The 17,680-nt window shown below is 37.4% G+C and carries 14 protein-coding genes and 2 pseudogenes; 5 read left to right on the top strand and 11 right to left on the bottom strand.

The features are described from left to right. Positions 1-75 (top strand): annotated as a pseudogene (locus EV694_RS07965) (IS1595 family transposase); the annotation flags it as partial. Positions 76-200: 125 nt separating this feature from the next. Here the strand turns inward: EV694_RS07965 and lpxM are convergent. The 8 genes and pseudogenes from lpxM to EV694_RS11125 all read right to left on the bottom strand — a co-directional run. Next, positions 201-1,151, bottom strand: coding sequence for a lauroyl-Kdo(2)-lipid IV(A) myristoyltransferase (gene lpxM, locus EV694_RS07970; RefSeq protein ID WP_132691635.1), 951 nt, complete (start codon positions 1,149-1,151; stop codon positions 201-203). A 4-nt stretch (positions 1,152-1,155) separates the two neighbouring features. Beyond that, positions 1,156-1,920, bottom strand: a complete 765-nt coding sequence (locus tag EV694_RS07975) for a TSUP family transporter (RefSeq protein WP_132691311.1) — start codon at positions 1,918-1,920, stop codon at positions 1,156-1,158. A gap of 2 nt (positions 1,921-1,922) precedes the next feature. Then, positions 1,923-2,729 (bottom strand): penicillin-insensitive murein endopeptidase, encoded by an 807-nt coding sequence (mepA, locus tag EV694_RS07980; RefSeq protein WP_243646014.1) that lies wholly within the window; start codon positions 2,727-2,729, stop codon positions 1,923-1,925. Between the two features lie 84 nt (positions 2,730-2,813). Beyond that, a complete protein-coding gene (aroC, locus tag EV694_RS07985) occupies positions 2,814-3,887 on the bottom strand; it encodes a chorismate synthase (protein ID WP_132691315.1) in 1,074 nt (357 codons plus the stop codon). Between the two features lie 9 nt (positions 3,888-3,896). Then, entirely contained in the window at positions 3,897-7,229 is a 3,333-nt protein-coding gene (mscK, locus tag EV694_RS07990) for a mechanosensitive channel MscK (protein WP_132691317.1), read from the bottom strand. Between the two features lie 3 nt (positions 7,230-7,232). Continuing rightward, entirely contained in the window at positions 7,233-8,585 is a 1,353-nt protein-coding gene (gene menE, locus EV694_RS07995) for an o-succinylbenzoate--CoA ligase (protein ID WP_132691319.1), read from the bottom strand. Beyond that, on the bottom strand, positions 8,586-9,179 hold the full coding sequence (gene seqA / locus EV694_RS08000; protein WP_424580058.1) for a replication initiation negative regulator SeqA: 594 nt from the start codon (positions 9,177-9,179) through the stop codon (positions 8,586-8,588). A 3-nt stretch (positions 9,180-9,182) separates the two neighbouring features. After that, a pseudogene (locus EV694_RS11125) lies at positions 9,183-9,239 on the bottom strand (hypothetical protein); the annotation flags it as partial. Between the two features lie 104 nt (positions 9,240-9,343). Here EV694_RS11125 and EV694_RS08005 point away from each other — a divergent pair. Then, positions 9,344-10,117: an alpha/beta fold hydrolase gene (locus EV694_RS08005; protein WP_132691323.1), complete on the top strand. Its 774-nt coding sequence runs from the start codon at positions 9,344-9,346 to the stop codon at positions 10,115-10,117. A gap of 23 nt (positions 10,118-10,140) precedes the next feature. Here EV694_RS08005 and EV694_RS08010 read toward each other — a convergent pair whose 3' ends face one another. The 3 genes from EV694_RS08010 to EV694_RS08020 all read right to left on the bottom strand — a co-directional run bounded on the left by EV694_RS08010 (position 10,141) and on the right by EV694_RS08020 (position 15,942). Continuing rightward, positions 10,141-11,586: a surface lipoprotein assembly modifier gene (locus tag EV694_RS08010; protein WP_132691325.1), complete on the bottom strand. Its 1,446-nt coding sequence runs from the start codon at positions 11,584-11,586 to the stop codon at positions 10,141-10,143. Between the two features lie 64 nt (positions 11,587-11,650). After that, complete coding sequence (locus EV694_RS08015; RefSeq protein WP_132691327.1) at positions 11,651-14,224, bottom strand: TonB-dependent hemoglobin/transferrin/lactoferrin family receptor; 2,574 nt, start codon at positions 14,222-14,224, stop codon at positions 11,651-11,653. An 11-nt stretch (positions 14,225-14,235) separates the two neighbouring features. Beyond that, positions 14,236-15,942, bottom strand: coding sequence for a transferrin-binding protein-like solute binding protein (locus EV694_RS08020; RefSeq protein WP_132691329.1), 1,707 nt, complete (start codon positions 15,940-15,942; stop codon positions 14,236-14,238). Positions 15,943-16,231: 289 nt separating this feature from the next. Between EV694_RS08020 and ybfE the strand changes: the two genes are divergently transcribed. The 3 genes from ybfE to fur all read left to right on the top strand — a co-directional run bounded on the left by ybfE (position 16,232) and on the right by fur (position 17,559). Next, positions 16,232-16,519, top strand: a complete 288-nt coding sequence (gene ybfE, locus EV694_RS08025; RefSeq protein ID WP_132691331.1) for a LexA regulated protein — start codon at positions 16,232-16,234, stop codon at positions 16,517-16,519. A 1-nt stretch (position 16,520) separates the two neighbouring features. Further along, positions 16,521-17,048, top strand: a complete 528-nt coding sequence (gene fldA, locus EV694_RS08030; protein ID WP_132691333.1) for a flavodoxin FldA — start codon at positions 16,521-16,523, stop codon at positions 17,046-17,048. An 82-nt stretch (positions 17,049-17,130) separates the two neighbouring features. Continuing rightward, the gene (fur, locus tag EV694_RS08035; protein WP_132691341.1) at positions 17,131-17,559 is read left to right on the top strand and encodes a ferric iron uptake transcriptional regulator; all 429 of its coding nucleotides are present in this window, start codon (positions 17,131-17,133) and stop codon (positions 17,557-17,559) included. Positions 17,560-17,680: the final 121 nt, after the last annotated feature.

The raw sequence follows: 17,680 nt of genomic DNA on the forward strand, positions 1-17,680 counted from the left end.
GAATGCGAGTTTCGGTTTAACTTTGGGACACCTTCTCAGCAACTTAAAATCTTGAGAAAATGGTGTGGAATTTAAGGCTAATCTACTTCAGCCCCTTAAAATAAGACAAAACGGCACGCCAATAAAATCAAGCAAAACAACTATAACAATATCGCCAAAAAATCTTAAAAACACACCGCACTTTTTATCTCGCACTTGTCTTAACGATAAATATCCTCATTATCTTTACGAGTTTTTAATAGGCGTAAGATCCAAACATATTGTTCAGGCGTTGGGGTGACGAAAGATTCTATTTCTTCATTCATTGCTCGGGCGGATTGTTCAGGATCATCACTTAATGTCATCGCTGGGTGGATTTCTATTTCATATTTGCCGCGATGTGCGTTATAGCGTGGGAACATAGGGATTACCACTGCTTTGGCTAATTTTGCCATTTTATTTAAACCCGGTAAGGTGGCTTTATAGGTGGCAAAAAAATCCGCATAAACGCTGAGTTCTGAGCCATAATCTTCATCAGGTAGGTAATAGCCCATATTGCCTTGTTTTACTGAAAGTAAAAAAGGTTTTATGCCGTTTTGTCTGGCGTGCATTTTGCCGCCAAAACGCTCTCGAGTAATTGTCCATAGCCAATCCACCAATGGATTGCGATGCGGGTTATACATGGCGGTCATTGGCATACCATGGGTATGCAAAATAATGCCTGAGGCGTCAATCGCCCAGCCATGTGGGACTAAAAGAATGACATTTTTTCCCTCTGCTTTGGCTTGATGAATATGCTCTAAACCAATAAACTCGCTACGTTGATTGAGATGCTGTTGAGAACGTAAAGCGATTTCGCCGATACCTAGCATTACTTGGCTAGTAATCACAAACATTTCATCGATCACTTGTTCACGTTGTTGTTCTGTCCATTGTGGAAAGCAATATTGTAAATTTACTCTGGCACGATGGCGTTGTTTTTTGGCTCTATGAGCAATGATTAATCCGATTTTTCTGGCAAATTTATCACGCCAGCGAAAAGGGATAAAAGCAAGAATAAACAAAAGGAAAATACCGAGCCAAATCCCCCAATATTTGGGTAATAAAAATGACCATAAAAATTTGGGATCATAACCGACTCTGGCGGTTAAACGGATATGCTGTTCACTCATACAATTAACTAAACCAACCTTGTTCATAAATCATTTTACTTGCCATAATCAAGGACATCAGGACAACCATAGGGCGAATTAACTTTTTACCTTTGCTTAAGACCATTTTTGCCCCCATATTTGCACCAATAAACTGCCCTAACATCATAATCAATCCTAATGACCAAACAATATGCCCACCGAGGATAAAGAATAATAATGAGGCAAAATTAGAGGTAAAATTCAAGACTTTAGCGTGAGCAGTGGCTTTGGTTAAATTGAAACCGAGCAAACTGATAAAAGCAAGACTAAAGAAAGATCCTGTTCCCGGTCCAAAAAAACCGTCATAAAATCCAATCCCTAACCCCGCCGTCAAAGCAAAGCCTAAATAAGACACCCGTTGTTGGCGATCTACTTCGCCTAATTGGGGGCTAAATAAAAAATATAAGCCAATAATGATGATAAGTATCGGAAGAATATTTTTTAACAGAGAGGCATTAAGGTTTTGAATTAAAATTGTGCCAATCACTGCGCCAATAAAGGTAAAAGCAATCAGTATTCCTACTTCACGCAATTTGACCGCACGCTGACGAATAAAATATAAACTTGCCGAAAATGAACCGCCACAGGCTTGTAGCTTATTTGTTCCCAAGGCTAACGCAGGCGAAAGTCCAATAGACATTAACACAGGGATTGTAATTAAGCCTCCGCCCCCTGCAATCGCATCAATAAAGCCTGCCAGCATTGCGACGGCAAACAATAATAAGAGTATTTCAATACTGATTTCCATTGCTATTCTAACCATTCACTACGATTAGGGGCTGATCTAATCTGTTGACATAGAATAGGCTCAGGCGGTATGGTTTTTGGCTTGCTTGGTGTGGCTGAGGGTTTTGCTGGTTCAAACCAAGAATACAATTCTGCGCCACAACCCTCTCCAGCAGGAACTGGAGCTTGATTCTCACAATAAGTCGCACCTTTAGGACAAGTTAAACGCACATGGAAATGGGAATCATGCCCAAACCAAGGACGAATTTTTTGTAACCAACGCCGATCCCCTTGTACCGTTTGGCATAGCTTCACTTTAATGGCTGGATTAACAAAGATACGGCTCACTTGCGGATCTTGAGCGGCAAGTTGGATCAGTTTACGATGATTGTCGTTCCAAACCTTATCATCAACCCGCTGTGCCTTACGATTAACCACTAATAATCCTTTTCCATCAGAATTTAAGGCATCTTTCGCCGACATTTTTCCCATTCGCAACCAAATATCCGCATCAAGTCCCATTTGATGGCTAGCGTGCCCTGTTAAAAAGCGTCCACCGCCCGGCATCGCAATATCGCCCACCAACATTTCAGGTAGTCCTGCTTGTTTGACTTTTTTGCCTAAACGTTGCAAGTAAGCAATCATATCTGGATGCCCATAATAACGGTTACGATTGAGGCGAATGACTTGATAGCCTTCGCCCTCGGAGGGAAGTGCTACTGCCCCAATTAAGCACCCATTAGAATAGCCCCCAATCGGCTGCGGATCGCCTGGAATCGGACGTTTCACTTTTTGCCAATCCTGTGGCGAGGCTTGTGAATTTAATGGCATAAAAAACAGCGATAAGCCCAATACTACCCAAAGGCTTATCCACAGATTCTTTGTCATACTTGTTCCTTTCTCTTCAATCCGCCATTATTTGCACTGTGCTTTAAAACGCAATAAATGATCCAATAGTACGATAGCTACCATTGCTTCAGCGATAGGTACCGCACGAATACCCACGCAAGGATCATGGCGTCCTTTGGTAACCACTTCCACTTCTTCCCCTTGCAAATTTAAGGTTTTTCCTGCAATAGTAATACTGGAAGTAGGTTTTAACGCAATGGTTGCGATAATAGGTTGCCCTGAACTAATGCCCCCTAAAATACCGCCAGCATGGTTAGAACAAAAGCCTTGTTTATTCATTTCATCACGATGTTCTGTGCCTTTTTGGCTGACAACCGCAAAACCATCACCAATTTCTACCCCTTTTACCGCATTAATGCCCATTAAGGCATGGGCAAGATCCGCATCTAAGCGATCAAAAACAGGCTCGCCTAATCCTGCTGGCACATTTTCGGCAATCACCGTTAATTTTGCCCCCACAGAATTCCCTTCTTTTTTGAGCTGGCGAATTAATTCATCAAATTTTTCCACCGCACTTAGATCAGGACAGAAAAAAGGATTGCTATTAACCTGTTGCCAATCTATTTGCTCAATGTTTTGTGGTGCAATTTGAATATCGCCGATTTGTGCTAAAAAGCCTCGTACTTCAATGCCAAATTGTTCACGCAAATATTTTTTAGCAATGGCACCAGCTGCCACACGCATTGCGGTTTCTCTCGCCGAAGAACGTCCGCCGCCACGATAATCACGAATACCATATTTTTGTTGATAGGTAAAATCCGCGTGCCCGGGGCGAAAACGATCTTTAATCTCGTTATAATCTTGCGAACGCTGATCGCCATTTTTAATTAATAAACCGATACTGGTACCTGTGGTTTTTCCCTCAAACACGCCTGATAAAATTTGTACTTGGTCATCTTCTCGGCGAGCCGTGGTATAACGTGATGTCCCCGGTTTACGGCGATCTAAATCAGGCTGAATATCTTGCTCTGACAATGCCATATTCGGCGGTACACCGTCCACAATACAACCTAACGCAAGCCCATGAGATTCGCCAAAAGTGGTAACACGAAAAAGTTGTCCTATGCTATTTCCTGCCATAATTGTTCCTTATTGTTTAAATAGTTGATGAGGTTGGTTATCCTCTGATAATTCTTGATTACGAATATTAACATTGAGCTGATTAAATGCAATCTCAATATGGTTAAGGTTAAATAATTGATTAATACGATAATTTAAGAAATTGGTCATTGGTACACGATCATCGATAGTCGGTACATGTACTAATAATTCATATTCTAAACCATGTTCACCAAAGTTTAAGAAATTCACTTGCGGTGCTGGCGTATCTAACACTTTTGGGGCTTCTTGGGCAGATTGTAGCAAGAGTTTATGCACAAGATCTAAATCTGAGCCATAAGCCACGCTTAAATGAATGACCAATCTTGTCATACTGTTTGATAATGTCCAGTTAATGAAGCGTTCGGTAACAAAAGACTGGTTAGGTAATACCACATCTTTATCATCAGAATCAAGCAAAGTGGTGGAACGCAAACGAATTTTGGTGACTACGCCCGTAAATTGTCCTACGGTAACCTTATCGCCAACTCGGATCGGGCGTTCAAATAAAAGAATGATACCAGACACAAAACTGCCAAAAATTTCTCTTACACCAAAGCCAAGCCCCACCGAAAGTGCGGTAAATAACCATTGTAATTTATTCCAAGACAAACCAAGGTTAGTAAACGACCAAATTAAGCCAATCACAATAATACAATAGCTTAATAATGACGTGATCGTATGCGGTGTTCCTTGCGAAAAGCGTCCTCGAGAAAAAATTAACACTTCCAAAATGCCTTTTAAATTGCGTACTAACATATACATTGCTAGCAACACAAGCATCGCACGCATTAAGTTTAGTAAGGTTATGGAGTTTGCCACCGTTCCTTTCGCCGTGGTTTCAATGCTTTCCCATAAAATCACGCCGTCTAAATAATAAGCCACACTGAATAGATCCGACCATACGGCATAAAAAGCTAAAATTAATACTACCCAAGCAATAAGATCCGCCATACGAAAAATTTGTTGGTTGACGGTGGCAATTTTAATGCTTTTTTCCGCTACATCGGCTTCAGTAATGGCTTTATCTTCACCCACTTCTAATTGCTGACGAATATCCTCACGCCGTTTTTGTAAACGCCGATATGCCATACGTCTTGAGGACACAGATAAAAAGCGGTAAACAATTTGCCGCCCAAAAATCCAAATGACCACCACCATATAGCTTTCAAATAAATATTTAATCAATTCAACGGCGGTATAATAATAGCCTAATACCACCAACACGATTAAACTACTTGGGGTTAAAAACAGTACAAATTTGACTAAGCGTAATAGTTTGGTGCTACGAATTTCGCCCGTTTCTGTCACCGTATTTTCATAACGGTTAATGGCTTTGGTCAGCAAAGGTAATATCACAAATTGACAGAGAATTAATGCCACAATTAACATCACTTGCCCGATCACATCGCGGCTAAAATCAATTTGTTGTAAATAAGAAAAAATAAATGAACCAAAAATCAATGAAATCACTAAAATGGATTTTTTGATAACAATACGGAAAATTTCATTACTGCCCTGTGGCATACCAAAATGGCGATAGGCTAAGCCGTTGGGACGCAATAAGGACAAAATAGTAGCAAAAAACAACCAATAGCCAGCTAAAAAACACGCCCATTTCCAACCAGCATAAAGATTTTGAAAAATCACATAAGTGGCTAAACTCGCCACAGAAACAAAAATCAGGGTACTCGGTAACGCTAAAACCACTGTCCAAAACAAGGCTTCTGGCGTATGCCAGTGGCTATCCCGTTTTAAGGTATTCACTTGCTCCGCTAAACTGGTAAGGCGTTTTTTAATGCTTGGTTTTTTATAAATAATCAGGCTATAGCCCGCCAAGGCAATCAAAATAAATAAGCCAAGGGGAATAATATTTTCCGTTAAGCTAGCAAGATTAATATGTCTTGCCAGCTCGCCAATCTCCGCAATCGCTAGGCGAGGAAAAGATTCCAACCAATCAAGATCAATGGGATTATTACTGGCGACCCAAAAACTTTGCTGACGTAATTTACTCTGTAAGGTATCGCTAATGGATAAAACTTCTTGTTGATTTAACTCAATGGTAATGGCTAAATTTAATTGATTATTCAATAACTTAATTAAATCGTTAAGAATTTTATAACGCTCTTGCAGAATTTTTTCTAATTCTGACCGCACTTTTTCATCAAATTGCACTTTGTAAGTATGTTCTAACTCGGCAATATAGCTGTCCGTATTATAAATATGCTCACGAATTTCTGTGGTATCAAAAATCTGTACCCGTAATTCGCCAATGGTTTTGGATAAGCCTTTGATCATTTGATCTTGGGGTAAGGCTTGTTTTTGTTTGTTAATAATTCTTGATAGCACTAATGTCCCTTGCAAGGCACTAATTTGTTCTTCAATATTGCGTTGCATTTGGCGTAAATTATCCAACACATTGGTAATGCGAAGATCATCTTGCGATAAGGCATTCATTTGTGCGGTATTTTGTAACAAAATCTGAGAAAAGCGGGTATTTAAGGCAAGCTCTTGCACAATCACTGGATTATCCGCATTGGTATTTTGCTCTAATTCGGTGGCTTGTTGCACCTGTTTACGGGACTCTTGCAAATGTTTAGCATTAATGGCTTGCTGTAAATTGGCTAATTGTGCTTGTAGCTGTTGTAAAGCTAGGGTATCTTCTTCGCTTTGAGATTCATATAATACCGTTAAACTATCGTGTCCACGTAATAACATTTGATGATAACGGTTACTTAACTCGATTAATTCTTGTTCAAGTTCTAAGCGATGACGTAAAGCTTCCGTTTGCGGACTGCTATCGGACGGAGAAAGGTTTAATAACTTGCTATTAATGGTTTGGCTTTGGGTAAGATTATCTTTTAACGCCATTTGCGAACGCTCTGGCACAGTGCTTTGTGATACCACTGTGGCATTCACTTCCGCTAAATCACTTTGTGCTTCTTGTACCTTTTGAAAGGTGGTTTCTAATTGGCTTTGTAGACTGGTTAAAGACTGGTTTTCTAATTCTTCAACAGATTGCACCGCACTTTGTTGGCGTAACTGGCGGACTTTATTTTGACTTTCTGCTAATAATTTTCCCGCATTGGCAATTTCATTTTCTAAGCGTTCATTAGCCTGCTTTTGTTGGTTAATTTTGCCAACTAATGATACTGCCTCTTCTAAATTTTGCACCATTAATTGATGTTCCGCCGAACTGCTATTATCGGCTTTTGCCCCTTCTAATTGGGCACGAAGATCATCTAAGCTCGGTACGGCTGCCTGCACAAAGGTCGCCAAACCGAATAACAACATAATATAAACGCCAATACGCCGTAATTTCATAAATTATTCTTTATCCCATATCTTAGCTAATTGCTGTTGTAACCCATAACGAGAAACCTTAATCCCTGATTGTGCTTGTTCTGGCAAGGGGAAATAAGCAATAGGTTGTTTAAATTTTTCCAGCCTATTGGACAACCAATGGGTCAATTTATTCACTTCATTTTGCGAAAATTTCTGAGCAAATTCCACCATCGCCACAGGGCGTTGCCCAAACTCATTATCATTAACTGCAAGCACTACCGCTTGCTTTAAACCCTCATATTGTAACAAAATCTTTTCAATTTCCTCAGGTTGAATATTCTCTCCCCCTGAAATAAACATATTATCCAATCGTCCAGCTATCACTAATTCATTGTCTTGCCAATATCCTCGATCCTTAGTTTGTAACCAACCTTGTTGATTGCATAAGGGGATAAGCTGTCCATTTTGCCAATACCCCAAGCCTAATCCCGCACCACGCAACCAAATTTCACCATTGACCAAACAATATTCTCGCCCCGCTAAGGCTTGTCCGACCCCCGCCCTATCATCATAGCGTTTAGCAAATACTGTGGACGCCATTTCTGTCATACCATAACCGCAGTAACAAGAAAAGCCTTGCTGTTCCGCTTGTTTAACCAAATTAAGCGGAATATGACTTCCCCCCAATAAAATATGTTGTTTTTGTTGAGATTGAACAGGATTATCCGCTAAATAGGCTAACCAACGTTGTAATTGCGTAGGCACCAAAGAAAGATGCGTGGCTTGTGCCATTGCGGCATAAAGATTATCGCCCACTAACTGTAATCTTGCCCCCGTCAATAACCAACGCCAAATAATCCCTTGCCCTGAAACGTGAAATAATGGCAAAGAAAGTAACCAACAATGCTCCGCTTGAAACCCCATTAACTGGCAAACCCCTTGGGCATTAGCAAGATGATCGTCTATACGATGTGCAACCGCCTTAGGTTCCCCAGAAGATCCTGAGGTTAAAGTTAAGGTTAAAGCAACAAAGTCTTGCTGTGGTTCAACTTGTGTCAATGCTAAGCATTGCTGCTCAGACCAAAGCAATACTGCTTGATGATCTCGGCAAAGTTGCTGAATTTTACTGGCATTAAACGCAGGATTAAGCAACAACACTCGCCCACCAAGTTGCAACAAGGCACAATAAGCTAACAATAAATCAAGGCTATTTTTGCCACATAGGGCTACCGTATGCCCTGCTTTAACCCCTTGCTGAACAAAACAAAAAGCGAATTGATCAATTCGCTCGGAAAAGGTTTGCCAAGTTAAATATTGTTGCTCAAATTGCAAAGCAATACGTTGAGCATAGTCAGGATCCTTGGCATATTGTTGCCATAAAAATTGACGATTCATTTAATTTGCAACAAAAAACGACCGCACTTCCTCAATTAAATCCTCAGGCAGTTGCATTGATTGCATCGCCCCCTCTAACATTAACATTTTTCGCCCACTGTTGGTGTTAGTAATAACCCAATAAGGCGTATCTGGAATTTGTTTCGGCTTAGTATGATTACCTGCTGCCAACAACGTCGCTTCATCACGGGCAAAATATACTCGAGTGCGCCCCTGCAATGACTCGGTTGCTTGGGCAAAACTTTCAGGATGCGTACGATATAACACTTTAAGAATCGCTAAAAAACGTACAACGGCTTTATTTTCTTGCACAAACTCCTCAGATTGTAATAAAGCTCGCACCTTGCTCACCACCTGCTGAATGGCTTGCTCCGATTGTTTTTTCACAGTGGGACGAAGGTTTTCTTTTTCCTCTTCCGCTAGCTTAACTGTTTGGCTCTCCCCTTTATTCGCAACCGATAATTCTAAAGGGGGCTGTGAGTTTTGTGGCGTTTCTAAAGGAACATTTTCACTCGTTTCAAGATTAGTTTGCGTGTTAGAAAGAGGATCAAGATCTAACAAACGGCGTAATATATCAGATGCACTTTCGCCAATAGATTGGGTTTTACTCGCAATATACTGATAAAGTTCTTCATCTACCTCGATAATTTTCATTGCTCTTTCCTCTTTATGTTATTTGGCTTGCTCGTTATAATGGTGCATTATACTGATTTCTTTTTCAATACACTATGCAAAGTGCATAAAATAACGGCAAAATAATGAGCGAACAACAATTAAATTATCAATATCATCAACTTTCTCCCCAGCACCCCACCCTAGTCTTTTTACATGGCTTATTCGGCGATATGAACAATCTCGGTATTATTGCTAAAGGATTTAGTGAACAATACAACATTCTCCGTCTTGATCTGCGTAATCATGGACAAAGTTTTCACAGTGATCAAATGAATTATTCCGTTATGGCACAGGATATTTATCAACTATTAGAAAAACTTAACCTTGAGAAAGTTAACCTAATTGGACATTCTATGGGCGGCAAAACCGCAATGCAATTTACCGCCCAATACCCAAATCGAGTAGAAAAACTGATCGTCATTGATATTGCCCCAATAGCCTATCAACAACAACGCCATAAAGAGGTATTCGCAGGCTTATTTGCGGTCAAACAAGCCCAAGTTAGCACTCGACAACAAGCTCGTCCCCTACTTGCTCAACATATCAAAGAGGAAAGCATTATCCAATTTATGCTCAAATCTTTCGATCCGCAGAGTATTGAAAAATTTCGTTTTAATTTGGCCGCACTTTATCAGCATTATTCCACCTTAATGGATTGGCAACCTTGTCTGGTTAATCAGCCAACCTTATTTATCAAAGGCGGTAATTCGGACTATATCCAACTTAAAGATAAAGAAACCATCTTAGCCCAATTTCCCCAAGCCCAATCCTTTACCATTAACGGCGCAGATCATTGGGTACATGCGGAAAAGCCTAATCAAGTCATAAAATCTATTGAAAGATTCTTATCCATTTAACAGATATCACTTTAATAAAATGATTAGAATATTTTATTTATATTGAAAAAGATTTCTTTTCTTGTATAGGAATGTAATGCACTATTACTTCTATGAGCATAATATTGCAAAGAAATTTCTGGTTGAAAACCTGCATATTGCAGTTTTCGATGTTTTAATTGCAACATCAACGCATATTTTCGATCTTTCCGATTATGTTGTTGTGTTAATAAAGTCGGTCCTTTATATTTGTTTTTTCCATACAAAAAAGAAATATTTGTACCTAAACCACTATCCCAATTTGTTCGCCAATCAGCCTTAATGCTCCATCCCCAATAACTATCCTCAGAATCACGAGTCGCATATTGATGTACGACTTCTTGATTTAATAATAAAGTATGTTTTGCCGTCAAAGCATATAAACTGGTTAAATTAAAAATCTGACGATGATTATTAAAAAACTTCTGGCGATCAAAATATTGATGTTCATAAGCTAACGAAAATAATGTTGAAAATCGATAATGCCAATGATGTAACCAACTCACTTGATTACCCAAAGTATAAGAATAAGCCTTTTCGCCATATAATCTTCTTACCGCATAAGGTTGTAATGTAAAATCATTATATTGATCTGCTTTAGCAAAAGTTAAGGCTATACGGCTATTAAAATCATTATAGTGACGATATTGATAATATTGTTTTCCATAAAGATAAAAGTTGGGTTGGAAATAAAATCCTTGAGGAAAAATAAATTTTTTAGACAATAGTCCTTGATAGGTTATACCAAAATCAGATTTTTTATCAGAGAATCGAAAGCGCCCCCATTGTTGATTATCTGGTGCATTATTGATATTTCTATCATAAAAAAAACTCAAATTAAAATTAAACTTCCAGCTAGTAATGTGATGAATTAATTCATTATACTTGTCAACTTGTTGCTTAATATCTATTGGCAAATGGGAGAGTTTATCTAATTGATTAAAATTATAACGTGCTAAAGCATAATTTTTATTATAAAAATTCGCTAAGGCATAATAATAACCAACTACCTCAGCATAAGGATAATCTTGCAAAATTTTATGAAAAGCTACCGCACTTTTTTCGGATTTACCTTGGTATAATAACAATATTCCTTCCGCATACGCAATTAAATAAGGATTAGCAAACTCTGACTGTCGATAAATCGGCAATACAGTTTCAAGCCCTGTAATATTATGTTGACGAATAATTGTCAACATCACTTTCTTTAACAGCTCTGGATTATCTAATAATTGTTGGCTGCTTATCATCAATTCCTTATTTTCTGAGGGTAATTGAGGAATATATTGATTTTCCTGATAAATCTGTTGCTGAATATTATCTAAAATAATTGATTTTGGATAACCCATAGAAAATTCATCACTATTTATTTGACGAGGATGAATAGACTCTTGAGCCATTAAAACTAACGAAGTCAATAACAAAGATAAAAAAAGAAATAACTGTTTCATAGCTAAAAACTAAAAAGAGAGATAAGTGATATCACCTATCTCTATTTTAATGATATTAATAAAATTAAAACTTCACTTCTAAATTAAGTAAGAAGTTTCTCCCTGGTGCAGCCAATGCTGAATAATTTTCTGTTGTTTGACGAGCTTCAGAACCAAAAGCTGTTTGTCTCGCTGACTCCCAAGTTACATAGCGGTAATTAAATAAATTATAAATCCCAGCTCTCAACGTAATATAAGGTGAGAAATGGTAATATCCCGTCAAATCAGTAGTTAACCAACTTTTCGTCTTAATATTCGCCACTCTTGCCCCTTGGGAAGTTAAAGTATTTTGTCTAGATGTAGAGATTAACTCATCTAAATTTTTCGCTTTAGAATAAGTATTCATTAAGCTCAGGCCCCATTTTTCACTAGGTGCATGATATTCCACACCATAAACGACTTTTAAAGGTTGAATTGCATCGAAAGAATAACTGGATACAATACCAAAATCATCAGAAATTGGTTTTTGTTTTTTAATCTTCGTTACCCCTACATTAGCTCTAAATTCTAATCCTGCAGGTAATTTACTCCACAAAGAATTCGCATCTACATAGGATTTAATATCAAAACCATGGGTAGTAAAATTATACAAATTAAAATAAATATCCGATGTGGCATAACCTGGTAAACTACGATCATCATGATATTTCACCGCTCGCCCTATTACATCACGATACTCTGTAATAAAATAACTTGCCGAGACTTTCATAAATGAGCCAATTAATTCTATACCCACCTCTTGGTTAAAGGATTTCTCTGCTTTTAAACTTCCTTGCGTATCCTGTTGAGGATTAAAACGTTCATTGTTAAAACCAGGACCAATAAGCTCAATAATACTTGGCGTTCTAAAGCCCGTACTCGCACGATAAGTCAATTCAATCGGTTCAATAGGACGATAAGCTAATCCAATATCCCACGAAAATGCGTCATATTTTGCTTTTTCAAAAGTAAGACCATGCTTTCTGGTTTCTTCTGTAGGTTTAGCACGAAACGTTTGCTGATCATAACGTAATGCTAAACTAGTATTAAACTTATCATTAAAATGGATACGATCACTCAATGAAATAAAAATATTTTGACCTTTCATTTTTCCTGTGGAGTGTGGCCCATCTAAATAGTAATTTTCAGAATAACGACGATTTTCCTCTACCGTTCTTTCAGTATTTTTTTGTCTTAACCAATAATTAGTTACTTCATAATCAGATTTAATTAATCCTGTTTTTAATTGTAGCTGATGCTGACTCCCCACAATTTCTATATTTTTAACAAGATTCACATCAAACTTAATATCTTTTTCTTTTAATTCACTAAAGTGCTTATCACCTAATTGCCCACGAATATAATTTGCATCACTTGGAAAACAATTTTTATCAACATTAGGCCAATAGGAACAACTTAGCGTTAACGCCGTACTTTGCAATTTTAAATCTCGCCGATCTAAACGTAAAATAGCCTGATCAATAATAAAATCTTGTTGTTCATTATGATACTTGTATTCTAAGCCTACACGTTTATTTTTATGTTTATCAAAATAAAAACGTGTTGGGGTAAATTGATACTGGCTAATTGTTCCAATAGAAGGAAAAAGTGGTTCATAACTCTGAACATTTGCATTAGAACCCGCATAATAATTAGGTAAAAACATTTCTCGCAGATCATATTTTTGAATAGTATTTTCTACTACTGCACCTAAATAATGTTGTTCAGAAAAATGATAACCAAATTTAGATAAAAAAGATTCACTATGGTAATCTAACGGATTAGGAATTCTACGCTGAGGGCCACTTACATCTTCGGCATCAAAATAAGTATCCACCGTACGTTGTGTTGTTAAGTTATCGTCAACCGCATAATGGGAAATAATATAACCATTATCATAGAGATCATCATGAGCTCTTAACTCATGACCTTGTCGTTTAGTGTATTGAACAAAGCCCTCAAAACCATTATGACGCCCTGCTAATGCCCCAGAATAAAGCGTTCTACGATCTTTTGTGGTATGACCGATCTTAAAACGCCCTGCCACTTGACGTTCATCATCACTAAAGAAATCTTGAGTATCTTTGGTTGTCATACTTACCGCACCACCAAGTGCCCCATTGCCCGATTCCGCAGAAGCAGATCCTTTACGTAAATCCACTTCTTTCAAGTTTTCATATTCGATCTCATTAATAGAAGAGCTTGTTTGTTGTACTCTATGATAACCCGATGTAGGACTATCTTTTTTCAAAATAGGTGCTGAACCAAAACCATCAACATCAATAGCTACTCGTTCACGTTCAACACCACGCATTGAAAATCCTCTTGAGGTACCTCGCCCACCTGCTTCATTCACACCGACATCAGGATCATAACGAGTTAAATCGCGAATATTTTCCACTTGATCACGTTGTAAACTTTCCTTTGTCTTTTTTATTGCCCCTAATCCCGTTACATCATATTTCTTAGGGTTAGCATGATATTCTTGAACATGAATCGTTTCTAACTCTAAAACTTCATCATCCATAATAGTTTCTGTCTCAGCAAAAGCATAACCAACATAACCAATAACAAATAATGATAGGGCTGTTAATTTAAAAGTGCGGTTATTTTTTTTCATGTTTTTGTCCCTTAATTTTCAACCTGTTTTCCACCAAATACGCCACCAACATTTTTATCCTCACTGAGGAAATGTCCACCTAACTCATTTGCTGAAGGACCATAAAACATACCTTGTACCGCAGCCTGACCAGTGATCGCCTGATCGTTACCTAATCCCTCCTTAGAACTATCAATTTGCCAATTTATATTTGCCGTGCCAGAAAAATGATTATTTTGAATATTAGCATCAAATTTGACCGCAGGATTTTCAGAAGAAACTAATTGGTCTTTAGTATATAAATTACCTGTTAGCTTTTTATTTTCCCAATCTGCCACAAAACGTGCATCAAATTTATTAGCAGTTACATTTCCCACACCTGTACCACTACCGTACCAATATCCTGCATATTCAGCAGATCCTGTTGTTGGAATTTGATAATTAGGGGTAGGCTTGCCCTGTACAAAATAACCCCCTGATGTTTCATTATTAATTTGTTGGCTATATAAACCATATTGAGCAAATTGCATTTCATTACAACAACTGCCCCCTTGTGTATTCAGATCAATTACAGTACCATCAATCACTAATTGATGAATATCGCCATTAAAATCAACTTTCTTCATCTCCTGTAATTTTTCTTGTTCAAAACTCAAGATCCCCGCTGAATATAATTCACTAATATCTGTATTATCCCTTTTAGCGTTAAAAACACCTGCCCAAGAGTTATCTTTTGCCTGCGCCCGTCCAGCAAGTTCTTCAGCTTGATTACCATAAAATGAGCCAAAAACGATTGCCTCAGAATTACTCTTACCGTTGACAAATTGCCCTAGATTATTTTCTTTATCGCTATAACTTCCCTTAGCTGTACCATAAAAGCTATTACCTTTAATATCGGCAGTAACATCATAATCAATATTCACACCTGAACTAGATTTCAGTTTCCCTGACAAGGTTTTTTGGCTAAAATCAACGATAAAGGTTACTTTATCTTCTCCTGTTAATTCTTCACCTGTTCCCCCATAAGGATTTAAATCATCACTCCCATTTAATTGATGTGCAAACAACCAATGTCCTTCATAAGTAAAAGTGCCATTATCAGGAATATTATCAGCAGGGGTTTTATCAAAGCCCTTATAAAAAATAGAAGTTACATAGTAATCATCTTGAGATATTAAGCTAGCATTTTGAAATTGATTATCTTTAATTCTAACTAAACCTAACAAAGTATTATCATTACTAAATAATTTAATAATGACGTTAGGATCAGATTCATCATAATAATAAACCGCCTTACCCCCTTCAAACTTCTGTGAAGAAGATAAATAATTCCATTTATCCCCATCAAAAGACAACGGAATTTCACGTTCTTCCTTCACATATTGTTTCGTTCCATTTACTTCTTGCACAGTCATAAAATGTATTTTTAAACTGGCTTTATTCTCACTTTCTTCTTTATATTGTGCATCGGGATTAAGTGTATGAATTTTGCCAAAAAGATCGGAAGCTTCTATCAATAAATTTTTAGGAATAGGCGCATTTATGCTATATCCCACTTCAGCATTATCTTCTTGTACTGAAATGACAGGCGTTTTATAAACGGTTTTATTCTCTGTTGTCCCTTCCTCTACATAGGTTGCAGAAGGGACGACCTCAGGTTCTGTACTTCCTCCTCCAAAAGCACAGCCAACCATTAACATTGAGCAACAATAAGACAAATAGCATTTTTTAAATTTCATTAAAACCTCATCAATTTTCAGTAATAATAATTATTATCAATAACAGATTGCGAGATTACTTTATTTAAAATAAATTTACAAGAAATAATTGATTATTGTAAAAAATAATAATATGTAGATAAATTTAATCTACGACACTCAGTAAAAATCCCATCTTAGCTTAAGCTCTTATGGGTTTTCCCATCGTTCAATATTTCTTTTCTATAAAATTTATGCTATAGTTCGCCCATTCTCAACGGGGCTTATCATTCTCATTTTGAGCCTTATAGTACATTCAATGGTTTAAGCGATGGCAAAACAAGATGCAGATTGTATCACTTTGGATCTCTTCGCTAATGTACCGAAAGTTGGACGCCCTAAAACGAATCCGTTGCCTCGTGAACAACAATTGCGAATTAACAAACGCAATCAGCTAAAGCGTGATAAATCAAGCGGATTAAAACGTGTAGAATTAAAACTGCATACCAGTATGGTGCAGGATTTAGAGCAATTAGCGTCTATACTTGATGTTAGTCGGGCAGAACTAATTGAAACAATTTTACAAGATTATTTGAAACTTCAAAAAGCAAGGAATTAATATGGCTATTGTTGGTTTATTTTACGGTAGTGATACAGGTAATACAGAAAATATTGCCAAAATGATTCAAAAACAGCTTGGTAACGAGTTAGTTGATATTCGTGACATCGCCAAAAGTAGTAAAGAAGATATTGAAGCCTATGATTTTATTATGATTGGTATTCCTACTTGGTATTATGGTGAAGCACAATGCGATTGGGACGATTTTTTCCCAACCTTAGAGCAAATTGATTTTACTGATAAACTGGTGGCAATTTTCGGTTGCGGTGATCAGGAAGACTATGCGGAATATTTCTGTGATGCTATGGGAACAGTGCGTAATATTATTGAGCCTCATGGCGCTATTATTGTGGGGCATTGGCCGACTGAAGGCTATAACTTTGAAGTGTCCCAAGCCTTAGTGGACGATAATACCTTTGTGGGCCTATGTATTGATGAAGATCGTCAACCAGAATTAACGGCAGAACGTGTAGAAACTTGGGTTAAGCAAGTTTATGATGAAATGTGTTTAGCTGAATTAGTGAATTAAGTGATTTTTAACAATCAAGAGTTGAAATTGAGAATTATTACCCTTAATATAAGTAAGGTTAAAGCAAAATAAAGAGGTTGCCATGTCTGAAGAAAATATTAAATTACTGAAAAAAGCGGGGCTAAAAATCACTGAGCCACGTTTAACGATTTTGGCATTGATGCAAAAAAATAAAATTCAGCACTTTTCTGCTGAAGATATTTATAAAATGCTATTGGAACAAGGCGAAGAAATCGGTTTAGCCACTGTTTATCGTGTGTTAAATCAATTTGATGAAGCAAAAATTTTAATTCGTCATAATTTTGAGGGCAATAAATCAGTTTTTGAGTTAGCCCCAAGTGAACACCATGATCATATTATTTGTGTGGATTGCGGTAAGGTTTTTGAGTTTAATGACGATATTATTGAGAAACGTCAACGTGAAATCAGTAAAGAACACGGTATTCAGTTAGAAACACACAGTTTGTATTTATACGGAAAATGTAACGATATTGAGAAATGTGATAAATAACCCTAATCCCCTTAATAATAAGGGGATTTTTTTATGTATAATCGTCCCACTTTAAAATTATACAGCGTTGGTACGCCTCGCCGTACTACTTGTACTGTCTTCGACATACCGCCTTGTCTCA

Origin of the sequence: Volucribacter psittacicida, from assembly GCF_004339025.1 — a bacterium.
Lineage (GTDB): Bacteria > Pseudomonadota > Gammaproteobacteria > Enterobacterales > Pasteurellaceae > Volucribacter > Volucribacter psittacicida.

Excerpts from the sequence above, each read along its gene's own strand:
- EV694_RS08020 (WP_132691329.1), bottom strand. The coding sequence starts at position 15,942 with ATGAAATTTAAAAAATGCTATTTGTCTTATTGTTGCTCAATGTTAATG.
- EV694_RS08005 (WP_132691323.1), top strand. The coding sequence starts at position 9,344 with ATGAGCGAACAACAATTAAATTATCAATATCATCAACTTTCTCCCCAG.
- EV694_RS08015 (WP_132691327.1), bottom strand. The coding sequence starts at position 14,224 with ATGAAAAAAAATAACCGCACTTTTAAATTAACAGCCCTATCATTATTT.
- lpxM (WP_132691635.1), bottom strand. The coding sequence starts at position 1,151 with ATGAGTGAACAGCATATCCGTTTAACCGCCAGAGTCGGTTATGATCCC.
- ybfE (WP_132691331.1), top strand. The coding sequence starts at position 16,232 with ATGGCAAAACAAGATGCAGATTGTATCACTTTGGATCTCTTCGCTAAT.
- menE (WP_132691319.1), bottom strand. The coding sequence starts at position 8,585 with ATGAATCGTCAATTTTTATGGCAACAATATGCCAAGGATCCTGACTAT.
- fldA (WP_132691333.1), top strand. The coding sequence starts at position 16,521 with ATGGCTATTGTTGGTTTATTTTACGGTAGTGATACAGGTAATACAGAA.
- EV694_RS07975 (WP_132691311.1), bottom strand. The coding sequence starts at position 1,920 with ATGGAAATCAGTATTGAAATACTCTTATTATTGTTTGCCGTCGCAATG.
- mepA (WP_243646014.1), bottom strand. The coding sequence starts at position 2,729 with ATGCCATTAAATTCACAAGCCTCGCCACAGGATTGGCAAAAAGTGAAA.
- EV694_RS08010 (WP_132691325.1), bottom strand. The coding sequence starts at position 11,586 with ATGAAACAGTTATTTCTTTTTTTATCTTTGTTATTGACTTCGTTAGTT.
- fur (WP_132691341.1), top strand. The coding sequence starts at position 17,131 with ATGTCTGAAGAAAATATTAAATTACTGAAAAAAGCGGGGCTAAAAATC.
- mscK (WP_132691317.1), bottom strand. The coding sequence starts at position 7,229 with ATGAAATTACGGCGTATTGGCGTTTATATTATGTTGTTATTCGGTTTG.
- aroC (WP_132691315.1), bottom strand. The coding sequence starts at position 3,887 with ATGGCAGGAAATAGCATAGGACAACTTTTTCGTGTTACCACTTTTGGC.